The sequence below is a fragment of the Butyricicoccus sp. AF18-9LB genome (assembly GCF_027684505.1).
GTDB classification, from domain to species: Bacteria; Bacillota; Clostridia; order Oscillospirales; family Butyricicoccaceae; genus Agathobaculum; species Agathobaculum butyriciproducens.
Map to the genome: position 1 here is coordinate 129,121 of NZ_JAQCWA010000001.1, position 21,957 is coordinate 151,077.

The 21,957-nt window shown below is 56.7% G+C and carries 17 protein-coding genes; all 17 read right to left on the reverse strand.

Annotated features, from left to right (window positions below; genetic code table 11):
* Positions 1–44 precede the first annotated feature (44 nt).
* Positions 45–422 (reverse strand): hypothetical protein, encoded by a 378-nt coding sequence (locus PGY33_RS00615; RefSeq protein ID WP_118480351.1) that lies wholly within the window; start codon positions 420–422, stop codon positions 45–47.
* A gap of 129 nt (positions 423–551) precedes the next feature.
* Positions 552–2,465 (reverse strand): EAL domain-containing protein, encoded by a 1,914-nt coding sequence (locus tag PGY33_RS00620; protein ID WP_118480349.1) that lies wholly within the window; start codon positions 2,463–2,465, stop codon positions 552–554.
* On the reverse strand, positions 2,462–4,141 hold the full coding sequence (locus tag PGY33_RS00625; protein WP_118480347.1) for a sensor domain-containing diguanylate cyclase: 1,680 nt from the start codon (positions 4,139–4,141) through the stop codon (positions 2,462–2,464). The genes PGY33_RS00620 and PGY33_RS00625 overlap by 4 nt, the downstream gene beginning before the upstream one ends.
* Positions 4,138–6,012, reverse strand: a complete 1,875-nt coding sequence (locus PGY33_RS00630; protein ID WP_118480345.1) for a sensor domain-containing diguanylate cyclase — start codon at positions 6,010–6,012, stop codon at positions 4,138–4,140. The genes PGY33_RS00625 and PGY33_RS00630 overlap by 4 nt, the downstream gene beginning before the upstream one ends.
* Before the next feature lie 192 nt (positions 6,013–6,204).
* On the reverse strand, positions 6,205–9,168 hold the full coding sequence (locus tag PGY33_RS00635; protein ID WP_270476914.1) for a hybrid sensor histidine kinase/response regulator: 2,964 nt from the start codon (positions 9,166–9,168) through the stop codon (positions 6,205–6,207).
* Positions 9,169–9,174: 6 nt separating this feature from the next.
* Positions 9,175–11,031 carry an ABC transporter substrate-binding protein gene (locus tag PGY33_RS00640; protein WP_270476916.1) on the reverse strand — a complete coding sequence of 619 codons (1,857 nt, stop codon included), beginning with the start codon at positions 11,029–11,031 and terminating at the stop codon, positions 9,175–9,177.
* A gap of 120 nt (positions 11,032–11,151) precedes the next feature.
* A complete protein-coding gene (locus tag PGY33_RS00645) occupies positions 11,152–11,382 on the reverse strand; it encodes a hypothetical protein (RefSeq protein ID WP_270476918.1) in 231 nt (76 codons plus the stop codon).
* A 97-nt stretch (positions 11,383–11,479) separates the two neighbouring features.
* Positions 11,480–12,985 carry a lysine--tRNA ligase gene (gene lysS / locus PGY33_RS00650; RefSeq protein WP_118753399.1) on the reverse strand — a complete coding sequence of 502 codons (1,506 nt, stop codon included), beginning with the start codon at positions 12,983–12,985 and terminating at the stop codon, positions 11,480–11,482.
* A gap of 55 nt (positions 12,986–13,040) precedes the next feature.
* Positions 13,041–13,514: a transcription elongation factor GreA gene (gene greA / locus PGY33_RS00655; RefSeq protein WP_117489347.1), complete on the reverse strand. Its 474-nt coding sequence runs from the start codon at positions 13,512–13,514 to the stop codon at positions 13,041–13,043.
* Between the two features lie 130 nt (positions 13,515–13,644).
* Positions 13,645–14,808, reverse strand: a complete 1,164-nt coding sequence (locus PGY33_RS00660) for a S41 family peptidase (protein ID WP_270476920.1) — start codon at positions 14,806–14,808, stop codon at positions 13,645–13,647.
* Positions 14,809–14,869: 61 nt separating this feature from the next.
* On the reverse strand, positions 14,870–16,114 hold the full coding sequence (locus PGY33_RS00665) for a murein hydrolase activator EnvC family protein (protein WP_270476922.1): 1,245 nt from the start codon (positions 16,112–16,114) through the stop codon (positions 14,870–14,872).
* A gap of 29 nt (positions 16,115–16,143) precedes the next feature.
* Positions 16,144–17,031 (reverse strand): permease-like cell division protein FtsX, encoded by an 888-nt coding sequence (ftsX, locus tag PGY33_RS00670; RefSeq protein ID WP_118360337.1) that lies wholly within the window; start codon positions 17,029–17,031, stop codon positions 16,144–16,146.
* A complete protein-coding gene (ftsE, locus tag PGY33_RS00675; RefSeq protein ID WP_110436343.1) occupies positions 17,028–17,708 on the reverse strand; it encodes a cell division ATP-binding protein FtsE in 681 nt (226 codons plus the stop codon). The genes ftsX and ftsE overlap by 4 nt, the downstream gene beginning before the upstream one ends.
* Positions 17,709–17,916: 208 nt before the next feature.
* Positions 17,917–19,008 carry a PucR family transcriptional regulator gene (locus tag PGY33_RS00680; protein WP_110437201.1) on the reverse strand — a complete coding sequence of 364 codons (1,092 nt, stop codon included), beginning with the start codon at positions 19,006–19,008 and terminating at the stop codon, positions 17,917–17,919.
* 224 nt (positions 19,009–19,232) lie between these two features.
* Complete coding sequence (locus PGY33_RS00685) at positions 19,233–19,952, reverse strand: pseudouridine synthase (protein WP_270476925.1); 720 nt, start codon at positions 19,950–19,952, stop codon at positions 19,233–19,235.
* Between the two features lie 181 nt (positions 19,953–20,133).
* Positions 20,134–20,622, reverse strand: a complete 489-nt coding sequence (locus PGY33_RS00690) for a DUF4830 domain-containing protein (RefSeq protein ID WP_270476927.1) — start codon at positions 20,620–20,622, stop codon at positions 20,134–20,136.
* Positions 20,623–20,711: 89 nt separating this feature from the next.
* Entirely contained in the window at positions 20,712–21,653 is a 942-nt protein-coding gene (locus PGY33_RS00695; RefSeq protein WP_116704996.1) for a magnesium transporter CorA family protein, read from the reverse strand.
* Between the last annotated feature and the right edge of the window lie 304 nt (positions 21,654–21,957).

Consider the following 21,957-nt stretch of genomic DNA (forward strand, 5'->3'; position numbering starts at 1 on the left):
GAGCCGCGGCAGCGCGACCGGAGCCTGCGCAAGAAGCCGCGTCTTTAATTTTGTGCTGCCTCAGCTTTCTCGACCGAAACGACCGTACCGTCAAACGAATCGACCTCGGATACCGTGCCCGTATAAGTCACAGTGACCGAATCGCCCTCTGCGGCATCGTCCAGACCCTTCGGCGTATTGGAGGGATCGTAGGTAAATTCATAGGCGGCACCCTCAGCATCCGTTACAACGAACATGCCGTTCTTCTTCTCATCGAGCGAGCCGGTGAGCGTATTTTCCTGCTGCTGTTCGCTGCTCGAGGACGAGGCCGCCGCAGACGATGCTGTACCGGTATCCGTATTTTCGGCGGGCTTGCTGCCGCAGGCCGAAAGCGATGCAGCCAGCAGAGCCGTGCATGCAAATACCATCAGTGTTTTTTTCATGTAAAAAGCCTTCTTTCTAAGAGAGCAGTATCTGCTCTCTTTCTCTCTATTAGACGAAGCACGTCTAAAAAGGTTCCAGCTTCTAAAAAATTTTTTTCACGGATTTTTGAGGCGGTCCGCCGCACCCGGTCACATCTGTTCGACGTCTTCCTCGGTCAGCAGCCGCAGCAGGTCTCCCGGCGGCAGAGGACGAGAGAAATAATAGCCCTGAATCATATCCACGTTCCAGCTCCGCAGCAGCTCCATCTCCTCCTGCGTCTCTACGCCCTCCGCAATGATGCGGTAGCCGAGACGGCAGAAGGCGGATACGATGCTCTGGTAGAAGATCGCGGCGTTTTTGTCCGTGCAGATGTGGAACAGCAGCGAACGGTCGAGCTTGATGACCGAGAACGGCAGCTGCATGACCGTGTTCAGGTTGGCGTAACCCGAGCCGAAATCGTCCAGGCACAGGCCGATGCCGGCCGCCTGAAAGCTCTCCGCCACCCGGGTCAGGCTCGCGGAATACTCGGTCGCAACCGTCTCGGTAATCTCAAACTGGAAGCAGGAGTACGGCAGGCCGTATTCGTCCAGAATGCGGATCAGGTGGCTTCCGCCATCGCTGTGAATGAGATCGAGCGGCGAAAGATTGATCTTGACGTTCGCAATGCTCGCGCGGAGCGCCGGGTTTTCGCGTAGAAAACGGCAGACGCGCCGCAGCTGAAGCTCGGTGATCTGACTGATAAGGTGATTCTTCTCCGCAAGGCGGATAAAAATATCCGGCGAAATCCAGCCGAGTGTGGGATGCCGCAGGCGGCTGAGCGCCTCAAGGGTGACAAAGCGCTGCTGATGCAGCGAATAGACCGGCTGATAATAGACCTCGAACAGATCCTCGTCGATCGCGCGGTGCAGGAACTGCTCGACCTGCTTGTTGTAGTAAAAGCTGTCCCTGTTCTTGCGGTCGTTCTGGATGACCTCAGTCCCGCCGCTGCGTGCTGCGAGAGATTCGAGATATTCCGCATAATCCAGCACAAGGCCGCCCGTTCCCAGCTTTTCCGCGCCCACCACGCCGCACAGGATGACCGGCGAGGGAGCGGCCTGCTCGTCATCCGGCTGCGTGCGGAACACCTGCCGCAGACTCGTCAGGCAGGCTTCGTACTCGCGCAGCGAGAACGTCAGCAGTAGAAACCGCTTGCCTGTCACGCGGAACACGTTCCTGCCCGCGATCTCCTGCATGTGCTCTGCCGCGCGGCGCAGAAATTCGTCGCCGCTCTGCACGCCGGAGACTTTGTTCATGTGGTCAAGCTGGTAGGCGTAGACCGTGATAATGTGAAAGGCCTTGTGCGCGTCGGTCAACTCGTTCATGCGGCGCAGCAGATACTGCTTGTCATTCAGTCCGGTCAGGCTGTCCATGCACGCGCAGGGATTGTTGATGGTCAGATACATTGCGAGGATGCTGAGCGAAAGGCCGAAGCCGGTCGTCAGCACCGCGGGATTGACGGCCTGCGCGGCGATGCCGAAGGCGGCGAGCAAAAAGACCGTAAGCAGCGCCGTCAGATTGCGGCGGCTGACCGCATCCCGGTGCACCGCGACAAAAATCGCTACCGCCGCGATGTGCAGCAGGGCGCTGATGTACAGCAGCAGATACCACGGACCGTAGCAGTAGCCGGTGCTGTCGAAATAGAACAGCTTTTCGGTGAAGGGGTTGGTCAGAATGATAAAGATCAGAGCGATAGTCGGAATGCCCATGCGCAGTACGGTTCCGGTGGAGATCACGCGGCTCGAGCACAGTGTACAGACATAGTACAGCAGCATGAGCGGCAGAATCGCTTGAAACAGATAGAACACGGTGTTCGAGACCATGCGGCCGATGCCGAAACTGTACGGAGCGTACAGAATGAAGCATGTACTCACCAGCTCGGTGAAAACGTCCAGACTGACGACGGTCAGCAGACGGCGGAACATGAGGCTGTTCCGGTCATCCATCTGCCGCTGATGAGAATACTGCCACAGAACAACCAGCAGCACCGCCATCCCGGCGATCAGATAATGTAGATTGGTTGTCATTCCGTGTCCCCTCCCAGTCTGGTTTCATTTCTCTTCAAATAGGCGTCCGCCTCCGCCTTCCATGCGCTGATACTGCGTGATTTTCCGTCCTCGTCGCACAGGCGGCTGAAGCCGTAGGTCATCGTGATGCGGGCGCGCGGCACACAGGTGCGGTTGTACCGCGCAACGATCGCGCTGAACTGCCGGTGCAGCTGCCCCGAATTTGCACTTGGCTCGGGGCGGATAAGGGCGAACTCGTTTCCGCCGGTGCGGAAGCACGATACGCTTTCGCCTCCGTCCTCGCACGCGCGGCAAAAGTCTGCAACGCATCGCGCGGCGGCGATGACCGCCTCATCTCCTGCCTGAAGGCCGAAGCAGTCATTGCGCTCGTTCAGGCCCTCCAGCCGGATATAGGTCAGCACCGCGTCGCGGCATCCGACCTCGCCGGTGCGGATGCGCTCCATGTATTCCTCGAATGCACGGCGATTCGGCAGACCGGTCATACGGTCCTCGCGCTGCATCTGATGGCTGATACGGTGCTCCATGTGAAAGCACATATCCTCGGTCGCCTGTCCGATCAGTTCACGGAAGATCAGGATGATGAACAGCAGCACGCCAAACTGGAATATCGCATCGTACCAGTAGATGTGCAGCAGGCCGTACAGGACGAGCGCGGCCACGCCGAACACACCCAGTGCGGCAAACGCCGCAATATGCAGCCGAAGCTGCTGCGAGGGCTGCTCGCGGTACGACCGGAGCAGCACGATCAGCATCGCTGCAACACCTGCCGCCAGAATCAGGTGCGTCAGCGGCAGCATATCAATAAACCGGATGCCGAAAAGCCGGTACGCCGCGCCCTGTGCGAGCACGTTGGCGCAGAACAGCGCAATGCATATATCGGGAACAAGCTGCTGTCTGCCGCTTACCGTGTTGCGGACAAAATGCACCATCGGGATAGACATCAGCATAAAGGCGTAAAAGGAAACGACGCTTCCGGCGGCAGTGTCCCGTCCATAAATCTGATACAGAGCGGAATCGGTCAGGCACCACAGGCTGCACAGCAGCAGAAAGACCGCCACATCGAGGAAGCGGCGCTCGTGGATGCCGCGACTGCTCATGTAGCAGAAGATCAGCAGCGCCAGCACGGCAAGGATGACCATGGCGAGCATCATGACCAGGGAAAACAGCGAGGTCTGGATATGGTGACCGGTGATGCTCCGCACCGAGCCGAGCAGAGGCGCGTCAAACCTGCCGGTCCGGTCGGAAAGCTGCGTAAAGGTCAGGCTGAGTGTCTGTCCGCCGATGTTGTCCGGAAGCTCCGCATCCGCCCACAGGCGACCCTTCATCTGCGTGTTTTTCGGAAAAGCGTTGTCCTCGTAGCGATAGAGCAGCGTTTCGCCTGCACGGATCTCGATGCCGTATTCCACGCCGCGCGCGGACAGCAGCTTTCCGGCATCGCTGTCGGTCAGCGTGTCGTTATATAAGGTAAGCGTCTGTTCCGGCGCGGCCGGAAGCGTGACCGGGAGCGCAACCTCGTGCCGCACGCCGTCCGTCAGCTGATACCAGCCGGTATCAAGGGTGGAAAGCTCCCTGTCCGGCTCGTGCTGATGCAGTCCGGCAATGAGGAACGCCAGCATTGCCACGGTCAGCAGCAGGGCGGCTGTCTCTGCGGTGCACCGCAGGGTTTTGTGTTTCATGACTGTTCCTCCGTCCGGTCGTCTTCGTGATGGTGCTGCTTTTCCGCGTACATGCGACTGTCCGCCGTGATGCGCACCTGCGAAGCGTCACCGTCCTCCGGATAGCAGGCGCAGCCGCATCTGACGCCGACAGAAAGCAGTTTTCCTTCGATAACGATGGGCGCAGAGAGCATAGTCTGGATGCGCTCGGCCATGCGGCTGCGCTGCTCCTCGTCCATATCGGCGCTGACGATAAGCGCGAACTCATCGCCGCCGATGCGGAAGGCGTAGTCCCGGCTGCGGATGCAGCGCAGCAGCCGCGCGCTGATCTCCTTGAGCAGCCGGTCTCCCATGGCGTGACCGTAGGTGTCGTTTATCGGCTTAAAACGGTCGAGATCGAGGTAATACAGCACAAACGGCAGCTTTTTCGCCTCACAGATGTTCAGGACCCGGCTGAAATAGCGCTCGTTGAACAGGCCGGTCAGGCTGTCCGTGTTTGCCATGTTTTCCAGCTCGACCTTCTGCCCGATATCCTGCACAACCTGCATGATCACGGAGACCGTGCCGTCCGCGTGCCACTCGACCGGGAGGACGGTCATCACCATATAGGCGTTCTCCGTCCGGCTGCAATACTCGATTTTGAGATTGTCATCCGGTTTGCGGAGCACGCTGCGCAGATAGTCCGGCGTAAGCAGCCGCGAGAGCTTGGCGTTTTCCGTATCGGTCAGCGCGGCATAGCGTTTAGAGATAATTTCGACCATTTCCGAATACTGCCCGGAGGTCGGATAGATCGGCTGATCGAACCGCAGCTCATGATAGCGGTAGCGTCCGGTATCCAGATTGACGACCGCATAGCGATCGACGATGCGGCTCATGCTTTGCAGGAAACGGTCGCTTTTCATCTTTTCGCGCTCGAGGTTCAGCCGCTCCATTTCCTCGTTCTTAAGGCGCAGCCGGCTCTCCATCCCCAGCGCCAGCACCACGATGATGACGGTGAAAAAACAGAGTGCGCCGAGCAGGATGAGCGAGGAATTCTGCACGTCATACAGTGCACCGTCCACCTCATCCGCCTGGATGATGCCAACGAGTGACCAGTCCGGAAACGCGGTCGGCATCGCGACCAGATAGTTTCTCGTCCCATCGCAGGTGAACTGCGCGCTTCCGCTCTTGCCAAGCTGAATGCAGTCCTTGATATCGTCCATGCTGCCATATTTCCAGTCAGCGTGGTTGGACAGGTCGTACAGGTTGGTCATTCCCGCGCACAGCTCGGTCTGCGGCTCAAGCTTCAGCACGATGTCGCCGTTCGAGCGCACCACATAGCAGTCGCTCTGTCCGCCGTACATGCTGCCGTCAACCAGATCATCGACCATATCCGTGTCATAGCTGACCGCGATACCGGTGTAGGTCACGCCGTCCAGCGTCAGATTGCGGCTCATCGGCATCGCAAACGCGATCTTGGGCACGCCGTAGGTTGCCGTATAGGTGGAGACGATTGGCTCGCCCTTGCTGTACATCTCCTGAAAAACGCCGTCGATGCTGTCGGCGCTGCCCTTTCGCCCATCTGCTGTTAGATACTGCGTGCTCTCGTTGAACAGATAGAAGTCGCTGTAATGCCACGACAGCTTGTTGCTCTGCGCATCCGACCAGATGCTGTCAACATCCGCATCCTCCTTCTCATTCTTCATCAGACTGTCCCACTGGCTCAGCACGGTCCAGTTTCGCTGCACGAACAGCGTGAAGGTCTTAGAGATTTGCGCATAGCTTTCGAGCAGATGATTCGAGCTTTCCTGATAAATCTGCATTCCGATGTAGTTGCTGTAAACGCTAATGCCTGCCGCGAACACTATGGTGAGAAGTGCGGTCAGCAGAGCAATTCTTGATCGCTTTTTCATGTTCTGCCCCTCCTTCGGTAAAATGTATTCATTCCTTTTCCCATGCCATAATTATACTATTTCCCGACCCAAAAAGAAAGCGAAGATTGCGGCGCAGCGGCATTTATTTTCCTCTGCATATCCGAAAAACCCGAAGTACCGTCAGCCGTTTTCGGCCGGTACTCCGGGTTTTGATATATCCGCATGGCGCGGTCAGTGCATAATGCCCTTCAGCGCGTCGATCAGCTCCTCAACCACGATCGGCTTGGACAAAAAGCCGTTCATGCCGCAGTCGAACGCCTGCTTTCGCTCCTCCTCAAACACGTTGGCCGTCATGGCAACGATCGGGACTGCGGCGCGCGCCGAGTCCTTCAGCGCACGAATGCGCTGGGTGGCGGTGTAGCCGTCCATGACCGGCATCTGCACATCCATCAGCACCAGATCATAGCGGCCCGGGTCCGCGGTGCGGACCTCTTCCACCGCGACCGCGCCGTTCTCGGCGATATCGACCAGAAAACCGTACTCGTGCAGGATTGTCATTGCGATCTCACGGTTCAGCTCGTTATCCTCAACCAACAGGATATGCCGTCCGCGGAAGTCGGCGTTTTTCCCGGGCAGGATGTCCTGCTCCTCCGCCGTCTGCATGTGCCCGATGGCTGTCAGCAGGGTGTCGCGCAGGTCGGACAAGAACATCGGCTTGGAGCAGAAGGCCGTCACGCCTGCCGCCTTCGCCTCCGCTTCGATGTCCGACCAGTCGTAGGCGGTCAGGATGATGATGGGGGTGTCATCATTCAGGCTGCGAATCTGGCGCGTGACCTCGATGCCGTTCATGTCCGGCAGCCGCCAGTCGATGATATAGGCGCGGCAGGGGTCACCCAACTCGATGGACTGCCGCGCACGCAGCACGGCCTCCCGGCCGGAGAGCGTCCACTCCGCACGCATTCCCACACGGGTCAGCAGCTTTGCCACGCTGTCGCAGGTGTTGAAATCGTCGTCCACCACCAGCGCCTTGAGGCCGGCAAGCTCCGCAATCTTTTCCTCGCGGCGGCTGCCGGTCTGCACGCGCAGCGGCAGGCAGATGATAAACTCGGTACCTCGGTTCTTCTCGGTCTGCACCTTGATCGTGCCGCCCATCATCTCGACGATATTCCGGGTGATGGCCATGCCGAGGCCGGTTCCCTGTATCCGGCTGACCGTGGAGGTACGCTCGCGTTCAAACGGCTCAAAGATCTTCTGCGCGAACTCCGGACTCATGCCGATGCCGTTGTCGCGGACGCGGAACTCGTACTGTGCACAGTCGCGCACAGTTCCGGCAAACTGCCGGACGCGCACGGAAACCGTGCCGCCCGCCGGCGTGAACTTGATGGCGTTGGACAGCAGGTTGAGCAGGATCTGCCCCATGCGCGTCCGGTCACAGTAAACGTCCTCGTCGGCAACGTCAAGCACATCCATATAAAGCTCGAGCTGCTTGGCGTATATCTGTCCGCTGACGATGGTCTTGATATCGTGCAGCATCTCGGCGAGGTTGACCTCGGTTTCCTCCAGATGAAGCTTGCCGCTCTCGATGCGGCTCATGTCCAGAATATCGTTGATGAGCGCGAGCAGGTGGCGGCTCGAGGAGAGGGTTTTGGTCAGATAGTCCTTCACCCGTTCCTGATTGTCGATATTGCTGACCGCAAGGGTGGTAAAGCCGATGATCGCATTCATCGGTGTGCGAATATCGTGCGACATATTGGACAGGAAGGTGCTCTTGGCGCGGCTGGCGGCTTCGGCGGCCGCGACCGCCTCGGAAAGCGCCTGATTGATCTTCCGGTCAGCCGTGCGGTCGGACATCACGAGGATGTACTTGGTCCGGCCTGCGACCTCGCTGCCCATGGCGACGATGTGGAACCAGCGGCGCTCACCGGTCTGCTGATGGGCATAATCGGCATCCCATTCGCTCTGCTCGCCGCACTGAATCCCCGCGAGGAAGTTCTTATCGTGGTCGGGAGAGTCCTTCGGGTGCAGCGCCCGCAGTGCACGGATGTCCTGCTGCACCTGCTCGAGCGGCACGCCCAGCAGCCGCTCGATGTTCGGGCTGACATAGTCCGTGCGGGAGGTTTCGGCATCCAGCATGAAGAAAACATCGTCCACGTTGCGTGAGAGCCGGGTGAACAGCTCATCCCGGTACAGAATCTCGGTATCTCTCCGACGCAGCGCGTCACGGCTCCTGTGCACGATGAGCGCGATAAGCAGCACCATAAGCAGGCACGCGATAACGACCACGATCTCGACCGTCCGGCGCCACAGCGTATCCATGCCGGCGTTAACAACGCTGACCGGGACAATGCTGAGCATGATCCAGTCCTGGATGCCTGTGTTCTCGTAGACCAGATAGTACCGGGTTCCATGCAGCGTCAGCATCAGACTGCCGTTCCTGCCCTGCGCGAAATCGTCACTCAGCGCATCGAACGCTTTATCGGACAGATTGGAGCTGCTGCGCAGCTCCGCGAGGAAATTATAGACCGATTCCTCGCTGCCGTTCTCACCGTCAGCCTCGCTGTCGAGCACAACGCGCCCGTCCGGGTAGACAACATAGTTGTGGCTCGTGCCCTCGAAGGCGGAGTTGTCGATCGCGTTCAGCACCGTACCATTATAGTAGGCGATGGCGATCGCATCATAGGCGAAGCCGCGGTAGGTGCCGCTCATCTCCGGGCAGGCAAACACGAGCATCTGCGGCTTTCCGGGCAGCACCGCATTCACAACGACGTCCTCTCCGGCGAAAAGCTGCGTGTCCAGATCGGTCTGCGAGCCAAGGCTGCTCTTTTCGCCGTCCTGCGTCATGCAGCTGCCGTCCGAGGCGAGGAAGTAGAGGGCGGCGCAGCCGGTCTCCTTCTGCATCTCGTTCAGACTGGAACGGATCTGTTCTTCGCTCGAGGCGTTTTCCAGCAAACCGCCCCACAGATGCAGAATCATCTGGTTTCGGCTGACCAGATGGTTCAGCATATTGTCGGATTTACGCAGGATCTCCGACAGATGCGAAGTGCTCTCCCGATAGACCGTCTGCGACATAAACAAGAAATACCGATAGCAGATGCCGCCGAGCAGCACCGCCAGAGCCAACAGTGCGGCGGCCGGGCGGCGCCATTTTTTCAGGAAGCGGTATTTTATTTTGCTTCCGCGTGTTTTATCTGCCATTTCCGTTTACCTCAATGTAATATAGTTTTCCGGCTCCGCCAGTACGGCATTCCCCTCGGAGACATACGCGCTCCAGGTGTCCCGAACTCTCGTGTCGCCGCCCTCGAAGGCACGGCTCTCGTCCGCAAACAGCGGCGCCATGCTGCCCGCCGTCGCCAGACAGGTTACGGTTACGGTCTCGTCCTCGCGGAGCGGTTTGCCGTCCCGCGTGATCCCGGTCAGCGTAAAGCCGCCGTTTTCCTCCTTGACCTCGATGGCGATGCCGCTGACCACCGGCAGAGAGCCGCGGTTGAACGGCGTAAAGCCGCCCTCGCAGCCCTCGACAAAGGCGCGGACGGTCTCGGTCAGCTCCGCACCGTTCATCGTGCGCCGATACGCGCGCAGATCGTTCGGCATGATCATAGAGGCAGCCATATTCTCGGTGTAGTCTGCCGCCAGCACGCTGCCGGTAAAGCTGTTCGCCGCAGCAATGAGCACATCGGTGTCATACACGCCGCGCAGCGTGTTCGCCATTACGGAGAAGGAGGCATTGCCGCTGTCCGCATGGAAAACGTTTGAATAGCCCTTGTCCAAGGTCAGCACAGCCGTATCCGCGGCAGGCTCATCCGCAAGCAGCTGCGCGTTGAACGCCTGATACGCCTGCTCTGCTGTGTATTCGCCCGCTATCATGCGCGAGACCACATCCTTGGAGACCGAGAAGAAATCGTTGGAGGCGATGCGGATGTACATATGGTTCTGCTCGACCACCGGGCGCACGTCCTCCAGATAATCGGTCAGGCGAAGGCTGACGTTCTGGCTGTAGCTCAGAATGTCCTGTCCGTCATAGATGATGCGGTTCTGTGCTTCCTCGGAGAGCATGACATGGAGCACCTGTATCGCCTTGTTGCGGCGTGCGCTGTCCTGTTCCAGCTCGCGGTTCAGAGCAACCTGAAAATACGGGGTAGTCATCAGCCACTGCTGCCCGTCCTGACCGAAGAACGGCAGGAAAGTCGTATCGATGCCCTCATCCTGCAGGATTTTAACGTTAGCAGAGCTGCTGAAGAACATGGCAAGCTCGCCGCTGCGCATCCGGTCCATGATGTCGTCGTAGGTCAGCGTCAGGTCAGCGGCGTTCAGGCCGGTATCGCGGATGAAGTTCTCGAGGTTCTTGAATGCGGTCGGCCAGACGGCGTCGTCCAGACCGACTTTCTCGGTATTGGCCGGGTCGCTGTACGCGGCGCGCCATTTGCGGCCTTCCGCCGAGGAAAGCTCGGAAACCGAAAGTCCCTGAAGGGTTTCCATGCAGGTGTAATCGTAGGTATAGTCCGCATCAAAGCCGCGGATACCGTGCTTTGCAAACGCCTTGCAGGCGGAAACAAAGCTGTCGTAATCGGTGGGCAGCGGAATACCGTATTTCCCGAACAGACTGCGGTTGACCACAAAGCCGTGCGCGTCCGCGCAGACCGGCAGCCAGTTTACGCTGCCGTCCTCGTTTTTGAAGCTGTTGAGGTAGGTGTTGTAGACCGCGCCCGCCTCGTTGGTCGTGGCGAGGTTCATCAGACTGTCCTTCAGCGGCGCGGCATCATGCAGCGAGAAGCGGCAGCAGGTAATGATGTCCGGCAGACCGCCGTTCTCGTTCAGAAATTTGTAAAAATCCAGATCGTTATTGCCGACAATGAACTCAATATTCACATCCGGCAGCTGCGACTGGATATAAGGTGCGTAATTTTCATACAGTGTGGTGTTCCACAGATAGACTTGAATGGTCTCCGCGTCCTCCTGCGCTTCGCTCTTTTGTGTGCCGCAGCCGGTCAGCAGACATGCCGCTGTTACCAGTACCGCGAGCAGGAAGGACAGTCCGCGCTTCCGCTTTTTTGTTTTCATCAACCAATTCTCCTTACCCGTGACAGCCGCCTCTCCCCGACAGACTGCCCTTCTTTTTCCTCATTTCTCGCCGCAAAACGGCATTATATAAGAATAGCATAGCACTTCACGGACGGTATTTCAAGGAATTTCGCCTTTTTTCTGCCAAAACAGGCGAAAACACAGACTATACGCCGTATTCGGAGCGCTTTTGCGGCGAATATTCCTGTAAAACAAGTTGAGATGAGATACCGGCGCGAAACGCTGTGCAGCTGCAAGGCTGCGAAAAGAACACACCGCCGCACCTCCGATGGGCAAAAAAAGACCCGCCGATTTCTCGACGGGTCGATTGCCCAAATTCAATCTGTACATTTCCAAGGCTTCCTTTGCTGCAAGCCTGTGGTAATTTGGTGTAAGCTATCTGCAGAATCTCGCGCACACACGGTTATTCTGCCTTGTGCACCCGCAATCAGTCCAGCGGCTTCATTGTCGGGAACAGCAGAACGTCGCGAATGGATGCAGCATCGGTCAGGAACATAACCAGACGGTCGATGCCCATGCCCATGCCGCCCGTGGGAGGCATACCGTATTCCAGCGCGTTGATGAAATCCTCGTCCATCATGCCGGCTTCCTCGTCGCCTGCGGCGCGCAGAGCAACCTGACGCTCGAAGCGCTCCTTCTGGTCGATCGGGTCGTTCAGCTCGGAGAATGCATTGCACAGCTCGCGGCCGTAAACAAAGCACTCGAAGCGCTCGGTCAGACGCGGGTCGGACGGCTTGCGCTTTGCCAGCGGAGAAATCTCAACCGGGTAATCGGTGATGAAGGTCGGCTGCATGAGGTTCTCCTCAACGTACTCGTCGTAGCACAGGCTCATCAGGTCGCCCCAGCTCTCCTTGCCCTTTTCGATTTCGAGGCCCTTCGCCTTAACGGCTTCGAGCGCCTCCTCCGGAGTGAGTGCCATAAAGTCGATGCCGGCATACTCCTTGACAGCCTCAGCCATGGTCATGCGCTTCCAGCCCTTGGTGAAGTCGATCTCGGTGCCCTGGTACATCACCTTGGTGCCGCCCAGAACCTTTTCGCAGACATGGATTACCATGTCCTCGGTAATATCCATCATGCCGTGGTAATCGGTGTAAGCCTGATACAGCTCGATGGTGGTGAACTCCGGATTGTGCTTGGTGTCCATGCCCTCGTTGCGGAAAATACGGCCGATCTCGTATACGCGCTCCAGACCGCCTACGATCAGGCGCTTGAGGTGCAGCTCGGTCGCAATACGCAGATACATATCAATATCCAGCGCGTTGTGATGGGTGATGAACGGACGAGCCGCAGCACCGCCCGGAATGGTGTTCAGACACGGGGTCTCAACCTCCATAAAGCCGCGGGAATCCATAAAGTTGCGGATCTCGCGCACGATAGCGGAGCGCTTCTCAAAGGTATCGCGTACCTCCGGGTTGACGATCAGGTCAACATAGCGCTGACGGTAACGCATATCGGTATCCTTCAGACCGTGCCACTTCTCCGGCAGCGGTGCAAGGTTTTTGGAAAGCAGCGTCAGCTCGGTTACGGAAACCGAAATCTCACCCTTCTGGGTACGGAATACCTCGCCCTCGATACCGATGATATCGCCGATATCGAACTTCTTGTAGCCCTTGTATACGTCCTCGCCTACGTTGTCGCGCTTGATGTAAAGCTGCAGACGGCCGTAGCGATCGCGCATATCCGAGAAGGAAGCCTTGCCCATGATGCGCTTGGACATCATGCGGCCTGCCAGACGGACGGTCTTGCCTTCCAGCTCGTCAAAATGCTCGTGAATATCGGTGGTATAGTGATCGCGCTCAAAGCGCACCTGCTGGAACGGGTCCTTGCCCGCAGCCTGCAGCTCTGCCAGCTTTTCGCGGCGAATGCGCTTCAGCTCGTGCAGTTCCTCCGCGGTCTGCTCGTGCTGATCCTGCGCCTGATGCTGTTCTGCCATATCTTCCCCATCTTTCATATAGATTTACATTTAACGTCCGTTAGGACGAATCGAATTACTTCTCGATCTTGATGATCTCGTACTTTACGATGCCGATCGGTGCCTCGACCTCAACAACATCGCCGACCTTCTTGCCCAGCATAGCCTTGCCGAACGGAGACTCATCGGAGATCTTACCGTCCATCGGATCGGCCTCCTGAGAGCCGACGAAGTGGTACTCCTCTTCCTCGTCCTCCTCAAGATCCTTAACAATAAAGCGGCAGCCGGGAGAAACCTCGTCTGCAGCGTAGCTGTCGCCGGTTACAACGACTGCGTGCTTGATGATCTCCTCAAGCTCGGCAATGCGGGAATACAGCTTGCCCTGCTCGTTCTTGGCTTCATCATACTCGGCGTTCTCGGACAGGTCGCCGAAGGAGCGTGCTTCCTTCAGCTGCTCTGCAACCTCATCCGCACGGGTAGTTTTCAGATATTCCAGTTCGTCCTTATATGCGTCCAGACTTTCCTGTGTCAGTTTAATTTCTTTTGCCATGTTTGCAAACCCTTCTTACTCAGTGTCATCGGCTTTCGAGCCGTACAGTACACTATATTATAAATTAAGCACCAATGCCATGTCAAGCGATTCGACCATTTTCTGTCCGATTTTCTGCCGGAGCGCTCGATTATCCCACAGTTTCCATCGCTTTTTGAAGCTGCGGATCGGTTTCCGGCGTCAGGAAGAAAAAGTTCTGCGTCTGCTCATCGGTCAGCTTCACCTCAATATCCGGCGCAATGCCGACATCTGCAAGGCTTTTGCCCTTGGGCGTAAAGTATTCTTCGACAGACAGATTGACCGCCGAGCCGTCGCTCATCTGGTAGGTGCGCTGAGCGCGTCCCTTGCCGGTGGTGTGCGTGCCGACGAGTGTTGCGCGGTCGTACTCCTGCAGAGCCGCCGCGAAAAATTCTGCCGCCGAAATGCTCTGGTCGTCAATGAGCACCGCGATTGGCAGGTCAATACGGTCTGCATCCGAGGTGTAAACGGTCTCCGAGCCGTTTTTCATGCGCAGCGTCATAATGGTGCCCTCGTCGAGCAGCGGATCGAGTGCCGCGCTCATCTCCTTGACACGACCGCCGCCGTTGTGGCGCACGTCAATGACAAGCGACTGTGCGCCGCTGTCGGTCAGCGACTGCAGCGCCGTCTTGAACTGATCGGCACAGCCGTCATGGAAATTCTCGATGCGGATGTAGCCGATTTTATCATTCAGCATTTTGCCCCATGCCATCTTCTGCGTGACAACGGCACGCTGCATGGTCAGCTCCTTGGCGGAGCCGTCTGCCTTCTTGACCGTGACGGTCACATTGGTCCCCTCTTTGCCGGAAATCGCACTGATAACCGCACTCGAACCGTCCTTTTCGGTCGTCAGATCTCCCGTACCGAGAATGTAATCGCCCTTTTCGATGCCGGCCTTCGCCGCAGGCGAATCATCGTACACGAGCGTAACGCGAATACTCGTCTCGGTGCTCGTCACCGAAACGCCGATGCCGCAGCCCTTGCCCTCACCGCTCATGCGGTAGGCTTCGTAGTTTTCCGCCGGAATATACGACGACCACTTGTCTCCCAGACCGGTAATGTAGCCTGCCGCAGCATAATCCGCAACATTGTCCGCGTCCAGTTCACCAACGTACTTGTCCGACACCAACCGGTCGATCTCACGCAGCTTTTTCCCGACCTCGTTGGTGTTCCAGCCGGTGGAAATCAGGCAGATGACTGCCGTTATCGCGCCTGCCGCAGCACACATGGTCAGCGCTATCCGCAGAGAGACCTGTCTCTCCCGCAGTTTTTTCATGGTTTGTCCTCCTCCACGAGAAAAGGGAGAGCGTTACACTCTCCCCTTTTATGTAATTGCGTTAGTTGAAGTAACTCATCGGGTTCTGCGTCGAACCGTTTACATACACCTCAAAGTGCAGATGCGGACCGGTCGAGTTGCCGGTAGAGCCTACCAGACCGATGGTCTGACCGGCGGAAACCGTCTGACCAACCGAAACATGGATCGCGGACTGATGACCGTAAGCCGTCATAACACCGCCGCCGTGGTTGATGACCGTATAGTTGCCGTAGCCGGAAACCCAGCCTGCGGTAGTAACCGTGCCGGATGCGGCTGCTACGATCGGTGTGCCAGTCGGTGCCGGAATATCCTCGCCCTTGTGGAACTTGCGGGTACCGAAGATTGGATGTACACGCCAGCCATAGGCACTCGAATTATTGGTGTAACCCGGCAGCGGCCAGGTGAACGTGCCGCTGTAACGGGTCGCGCCGCTGCTGGTCGTGGTGGTCGTGCTCGAGGACGAACTGCCGCCCTTCTTCTTAGCAGCCGCTGCTGCTGCCGCCGCAGCTTCCTTGCGGGACTGCTCTGCGATCTGGTTACTTACGGTGTCCATCTCGCTGGTGATGCGCTCGTACTCCGCCTTCTGCTCCTTCTGGTAGGATTCCAGACTTTTTTGCAGCGCCTTCTGCTGCTCCTCGCTGGATTTCAGCTCCTCAGCCTTGTACTTCAGGTTTTCCTGATACTGTACCTGCTCGTCCTGCGTCTGCTGCAGGTCGTCGCGCTTCTGCTGAATATCCTCCTTGGCAGCGGTGTACTCTGCTACGATCTTCTTATTATCGTCCATAATCGCGGAAACGATCTCCAGACGGCTGAGCAGATCAGAGAAGTTGGACGCGTTCAGCAGAACCTCCAGATAGCTGGTCTCGCCCTGCTCATACGTCGTGCGGACAGTCTCAGAAAAACGCTCCTTCTTGCTGTCAAGCGCCTTGATCGCAGCATCCAGTTCGGTCGTCTTGACGTCGATCTGGTCCTGCAGGCGGTCGATGTACGCCGTTACGGTCGTAATCTCCTCCTTGGTGAGCTTGATCTCCTTCTGCAGTGCGGCGCGGGTCTTTTCGACCTCGTTCACCTGACCTGCCAGACTGTCAAGCTCCGCCTTGACCGATGCCTTTTGATCCTCCAGATCGGACAGCTTGCTTTTCAGTTCCTTACTGCTCACCGCACCGGCATAAACCAGACCGGAGGCAATCATCGAGAACACCATCGCTGCGACCAGGATGCCCGCAATAATGCAGGAAATCAGGCGCACGGTTTTCTTTTTCATCATATTGAAACATTCGCTCCTTTATGCAGTCGTTATACATCCATAAACTTGCGGATACTCGTTACCGAGCCGCCGATTCCGAACAGTGCGGCTGCACCTGCGTACACGCCCAGCACCCACCAGCGCAGCACGTCGAACGAGAGCAGATGGAACGAGGACAGAGAAACCGTACCTGCCACGTTGTACAGCTCGGTGTACAGACCCCATTCCGCGAGGAAGGCCAGTCCGCCGGCAACCAGACCGAGCACCATGCCTTCGATGACAAACGGCCAGCGGATAAACCAGTTGGTCGCGCCGACCATCTTCTGGATGGAGATCTCCTCACGGCGGGCAAACATAGCCAGCTTTACCGTGTTGGAGATGATGAAGATCGAGATAACGGCCAGACCGACGATCATCGCCGCCGCGATCATGTTGAACACGCGCTGAATCTGAATCAGCTTGCGGATAACATCCTCATCCGCGCGTACGCTTGCAACCCCGTCAACCGCTTCGATTTCTTTGATCGTTGCGTCCGCCTGCGTAGAATCATTCAGGGTAAACACATAGCTGTTGCGCAGCGGATTGTTGTCCGCGTTGTAATCCTCGAGGATGTCTGCGTCGTCGCCCAGCTCCTTGCGGTACTGTTCAAGTGCGACATCGCGGTCCTCGAAGGCGATCGACGCAATGTTGTCGATCTTCTCGAACTGCGTCTGCAGCGTTTTCGCCTCACGCGTGGTGAGCGAATCGTCGATCCAGACTACGATCTGGTTGGACTGCTGCAGTCTCGTAATGTTATTCGTAATGTTGTAGGCCACCAGCGTAACCGTGCCCGTCAGCAGCAGGCTTACGACCATGATCACCACGGCCGCCACGGACATGAAGCCGTGCTTGAAAATGTTGCGCAGGCCTTCCTTCCAATAGTAAGCGATTGATCTCATATCTGATAATACCCACCTGTCTGATCACTGATGACTTCACCGTTGTCGATCACAACAACGCGCTTTTCAAATTCGTCTACCAGACCCTTTTCGTGCGTTACGATCAGCACGGTCGTGCCAAGCTCGTTGATCTTTTCAAACAGGGTCATCAGCTCCAGCGAACGCGCAGGATCAAGGTTGCCGGTCGGCTCGTCCGCGATGATGAGGCGCGGGTTGTTGACCAGCGCACGCGCGATTGCGACACGCTGCTGCTCACCGCCGGAAAGATTCATCGGCTTTTCGTGCGCCTTGTCGGCCAGGCCGACCAGATCGAGCACATACGGCACGCGCTGCTTGATGGCCTTGCCCTTGGCGCCGATGGCGCGCATGGCAAATGCGACGTTCTCGTAAACGGTTTTGGTGTTGATCAGGCGGAAATCCTGATAGACAACGCCCAATGTACGGCGCAGATACGGAATCTGCCGCTTTTTCATTCTGCCGATATCGTAGTTGTTGACGATAACGCGGCCTTCGCTCGGCCGAACCTCACCGGTCAGCAGCTTGATGATCGTGGTTTTACCCGAGCCGGACGCGCCGACCAGAAAGACAAATTCTCCCTCGTCTACACGCAGACTCGCCTTGTTCACCGCCCGGGTCCCGTTTTCGTAAACCACGGTGGCTTCACTCATTCGTATCACAGGCAATCCTCCTCGGTGCCAACGCAGAAGGCGTGCGAATGCCCCGGATTGGGCATTTTCGCCTTCCAGCAAACAAAAAAGACAAAGGTGCAAACATATACACCTTTGTCTATTATAACAGATATCATGTTTATGCGCAAGCCGACAAACTGTGGCATTATTGCACAATTTACATTTTTTCTGTGTAAATTTTATGAACAGACAGCGATTATCTGGTACCTTCTTCGCGGCTTGCAAGGTATTTTCGAACCATAAGCGCTACCTTAAATACGATCGCGTGATCGAACTCACGCAGATCCAGACCGGTCAGCTTTTTGATCTTCTCAAGGCGGTACACCAGCGTATTGCGGTGTACGAACAGCTTACGCGAGGTCTCGGATACGTTCAGGTTGTTCTCGAAGAACTTCTGAATCGTGAACAGCGTCTCCTGATCGAGCGAGTCGATCGAACCCTTGCGGAATACCTCGGACAGGAACATCTCGCACAGCGTGATCGGCAGCTGATAGATCAGACGGCCAATGCCCAGATTCTCGAAGCTGATGATGTTCTTCTCGGTGTCAAATACCGCACCGACCTCGATTGCGGTCGTAGCCTCCTTGAAGGACTTTGCGATATCCTTCATCTGGGAGGATACCGAGCCGATGCCGATCAGGCACTTGACCGACAGCTCGCTGAGCAGCGTCTCCTCGATAGAGTCTGCCAGCTTGATCAGATCCTTGATCTCACTGCCTGCCTTGACCTCCTTGACTACAACGATGTCCGTCTCGGAGATATGCAGCACGAAATCCTTCTGCTTGTCCGGGAACATGCCGTTCACCACGTCGATCGCGGCAACATCGGCCGGCGCCTGCTGGCGCACGAGGAATACCACGCGCGGCACATCGTTGCCGAAGTGCAGCTCGCGGGACTTGATATAAATATCGCCCGGCAGGATGTTATCCAGAATGATATTCTTTACGAAGGTAGCCTTGTCGTGCTTTTCGTCATACAGCGTCTTGATATTGTTGATCGAAACCGCAACCAGCGAGCAGATGCTGCGCGCCAGCTCGTCCTCGCCCTGTACGAATACGGCGTATTCCAGACGCGACGCACGGTCACCCGTTGTATGATAAGTATAACCGCCGAAACGAACGATCTCGCCGGCGAAGCCCAGCTCAGTGATTGCTTCCTCCCGCATTTCACCGATACGAGGCAGATCGGTACATGCTACAACCGCACCGCTTGCGTCAACAATGCCGATCGTACGATCCACCGTATCCTTCATCTGCAAAACAATCGACTGGAACAATCTCGAAGCCATTTCCATCACCTTTCCCGTCTTTTTCACGCGCCCCGGCGCTTTACTCCGCATCCGTTCGCCGAAACGCTTACTCTTTATGGTGTTCTCACCGTTAATGGTGATTCTGCCTATGACATTCTTCACAAGAACGTCAAAAGTTCCCTATACATTTTAAGTCATTATATCACATGTCCGCGCATTTTTGTACAAAAAATTCAAAAAAATTTGTAGATTTTTTAAGTTTTTTAAGTTTTCAAGGTAAGTTTTTCCAATTCTTCCTGTGTCAGTTCCCGAAATTCGCCGGGCGCGAGTGTTTTATCCAGCCAGAGACCACCCAGCCGCAGGCGTTTTAGCGCCGTTACCGTGCCGCCGACTGCCGCGATCATGCGCTTGACCTGATGATATTTGCCCTCTTTAAGCGTCACACGCACACGCAGCTCCGGTTCGGTCTCGAGGATTTCCAGCTTCGCCGGCTTGCATCCCGTGCCGTCCCGCAGGGTCATGCCCTGTTCAAAACGCAAGACTGCATCCGCTGCCAGCACGCCGTCCACGACCGCCTCGTACTCCTTTTCGACATGGCGGTTCGGACTCATCAGCGCATGGCTGAGTGCGCCGTCGTCCGTGATGAGCAGCAGTCCCTCGGTGTCCTTGTCCAGCCTTCCCACCGCAAACAGGCCGCGCCGCAGTTCAGCCGGAAACAGCTCGAGCACGGTATCGTGGCGCTCATCGCGGCTTGCCGTGATAACGCCCATCGGCTTGTTGAGCATGTAGTACCGCTGTGCGCGGTAGCGCTGCACGGTGCCATCCACCGCCGTCTGCGACCGGTCAGGATCGACCTTGAACGCCGGATCCTTTTGCACAGTGCCGTCCACCGAGACGCGTCCCGCACGAATGAGCGCCTGCACTTCCTTGCGGCTGCCGCAGTTCAGGTGGGACAGCAATTTGTCCAATCGCATCTGTGGCATTTTGTCCCCTCCGCCAATACATTTCTTTTATAAGGATAACACTTTTTCGCAAATTGCACAATAGCTAAATGCAAAAAAAGTGCAATCCCCCGAAAGTTACCAATAGATACCATAAACCTATGATAACTTTTTCGTTGAATTGCACAGTTATGCAGTTTCCGGAAGTCATTGCCCGCCGCTGTCAGGTCTGCGGCATATCCAGCAGGCCATGCACAAATCCATCCGTCTGTGCGGATGTGATATCCGCTGCGATCAGGCGGTTTCTGCGTACCAAAAGGTTGGCGGTCACGCCCTGCTCTCCGGTAGGATAGGCGGTCAGCGCGTAGGTGTACAGCATAGCGCGCTTGCCCTGATACGACGTAAGATCCAGTCCCTGCGCCTGCTGGATAGCGTTGTACTGCTCATATACCTCGTCGAAGGTGTCGGGTATCTGCACCTCCTGTGTGCCGACCGGTTCACTCTCCACCGACCATCCGCATGCGGTCAGCAGCGCTACTCTGTCCTCGTTGGTTTTCAGCTTTGCACTGAGCGCTGCACCTTCAGCGCTGACCGCGGTATCCGCCTCTGCCGTTTTCGGCAGCAGCGCTGCCGCGCCGACCAGCACCAGCCCGACCGCCAGCACGCCCACTACGATTTTCCTCACCGACACCTTTGCCGCAAAAACGATCATGGCATTGTCCCTCCTGCTTTTGCTTTATTCTATGCGTACAGAAGGCAAAAAAGAACGCCTCCGAGTATTTCTCGGAAGCGCAGCTTGTATCAGTCCAGATTTTTCTTCTTCAGCATCCACCATGCAAAGAAGCAGCCGACCACCGTAATGGCCAGCGGCATCCACCAGACCCAGTCGCCCGGTATCCGTCCTTCACCGATATTCATACCGAAGAAGCCGAACACAATATTCGGAATCGTCATGATGATGGTCAGGATGGTCAAAACCTTCATGATAATATTCAGATTGTTGGAAACGACAGAAGCATAAGCATCCATCGTGCCCGCCATAATGTTGGAATAGATATTCGCCATCTCAATGGCCTGACGGACCTCGATCAGCGCGTCCTCCAGAATGTCGCGGTCGTCCTCATACAGCTTGAGCACGCGGCCGCGCAGCACCTTTTCCATCGTAACCTCGTTGCCCTTGAGGGACGAGGAGAAGTAAACCAGCGATTTACTCAGGCCGAGCAGCTGGATCAGCTCCTCATTTTTGAGGGAGTCGTACAAACGCTTCTCGATGCGGGTAAAGTCGCGCTCGATCATACGCAGGTTTTTCAGGAACCGGCCCGCGATGCGGAGCAGAATCTGGAACACAAAGCGCGTCTTGAGTGAGGTATGCACGCCCTTTACCGCGCCTTCCGCGATGGAGCGCAGGATGATGCTGTCCTCCAGACAAACCGTGATGACCGCATTCTGCGCCACAACAATGCCCATAGGAATGGTGGTGAACATCTGTCCGCCGTCCTCGACCGAACTTTTCTCCACCATCGGGATATCGACGATCATGAGAAGCTGCTCGTCCTCGGTATCGACACGCGAGCTTTCCTCCGGGTCGAGCGCCGCGCGAACAAACTCTTCCTCAACCTGAGCCGCCTGCGCGATCTGCTCCAGCTCGTCCGAGCTGGGATGCACCATGTTGACCCAGCAGCCCTCGGTGAACTCGCTCACTTCTGTGATGCGGCCGTCCACCGTTTTGAAAAATTCAACCATATTATACCGCCTTTCAGCAGCGGCACTCCTCGAAAATGCCACCGCGAGTAATATTCATCTGTCTACTTCCAGGGTCCGTACTCACGGTGATCACTCTCCTTTAATATGGATTTCATTTAAGGCAATACCGCATAATTGAACAAGAGCGATTTGCGAATAAATTTTGCGTACTGATGAGGCGCGGTTTCGCAGCAATACTTGCCGTATTGCAAGAAATCGCAACAAAATCAGAATACAAAATTTCCGCAAAGCGCCGCTGCTTTAATTGTGCGGTGTTGCCTTAAAATTAACCTTCCCATACCTG

Excerpts from the sequence above, each read along its gene's own strand:
- PGY33_RS00615 (WP_118480351.1), bottom strand. The coding sequence starts at position 422 with ATGAAAAAAACACTGATGGTATTTGCATGCACGGCTCTGCTGGCTGCA.
- PGY33_RS00625 (WP_118480347.1), bottom strand. The coding sequence starts at position 4,141 with ATGAAACACAAAACCCTGCGGTGCACCGCAGAGACAGCCGCCCTGCTG.
- PGY33_RS00630 (WP_118480345.1), bottom strand. The coding sequence starts at position 6,012 with ATGAAAAAGCGATCAAGAATTGCTCTGCTGACCGCACTTCTCACCATA.
- ftsX (WP_118360337.1), bottom strand. The coding sequence starts at position 17,031 with ATGAGATCAATCGCTTACTATTGGAAGGAAGGCCTGCGCAACATTTTC.
- PGY33_RS00665 (WP_270476922.1), bottom strand. The coding sequence starts at position 16,114 with ATGATGAAAAAGAAAACCGTGCGCCTGATTTCCTGCATTATTGCGGGC.
- PGY33_RS00660 (WP_270476920.1), bottom strand. The coding sequence starts at position 14,808 with ATGAAAAAACTGCGGGAGAGACAGGTCTCTCTGCGGATAGCGCTGACC.
- PGY33_RS00695 (WP_116704996.1), bottom strand. The coding sequence starts at position 21,653 with ATGGTTGAATTTTTCAAAACGGTGGACGGCCGCATCACAGAAGTGAGC.
- greA (WP_117489347.1), bottom strand. The coding sequence starts at position 13,514 with ATGGCAAAAGAAATTAAACTGACACAGGAAAGTCTGGACGCATATAAG.
- PGY33_RS00680 (WP_110437201.1), bottom strand. The coding sequence starts at position 19,008 with ATGGCTTCGAGATTGTTCCAGTCGATTGTTTTGCAGATGAAGGATACG.
- PGY33_RS00640 (WP_270476916.1), bottom strand. The coding sequence starts at position 11,031 with ATGAAAACAAAAAAGCGGAAGCGCGGACTGTCCTTCCTGCTCGCGGTA.
- PGY33_RS00690 (WP_270476927.1), bottom strand. The coding sequence starts at position 20,622 with ATGATCGTTTTTGCGGCAAAGGTGTCGGTGAGGAAAATCGTAGTGGGC.
- PGY33_RS00620 (WP_118480349.1), bottom strand. The coding sequence starts at position 2,465 with ATGACAACCAATCTACATTATCTGATCGCCGGGATGGCGGTGCTGCTG.
- lysS (WP_118753399.1), bottom strand. The coding sequence starts at position 12,985 with ATGGCAGAACAGCATCAGGCGCAGGATCAGCACGAGCAGACCGCGGAG.
- PGY33_RS00635 (WP_270476914.1), bottom strand. The coding sequence starts at position 9,168 with ATGGCAGATAAAACACGCGGAAGCAAAATAAAATACCGCTTCCTGAAA.
- PGY33_RS00685 (WP_270476925.1), bottom strand. The coding sequence starts at position 19,952 with ATGCCACAGATGCGATTGGACAAATTGCTGTCCCACCTGAACTGCGGC.
- PGY33_RS00645 (WP_270476918.1), bottom strand. The coding sequence starts at position 11,382 with ATGTACAGATTGAATTTGGGCAATCGACCCGTCGAGAAATCGGCGGGT.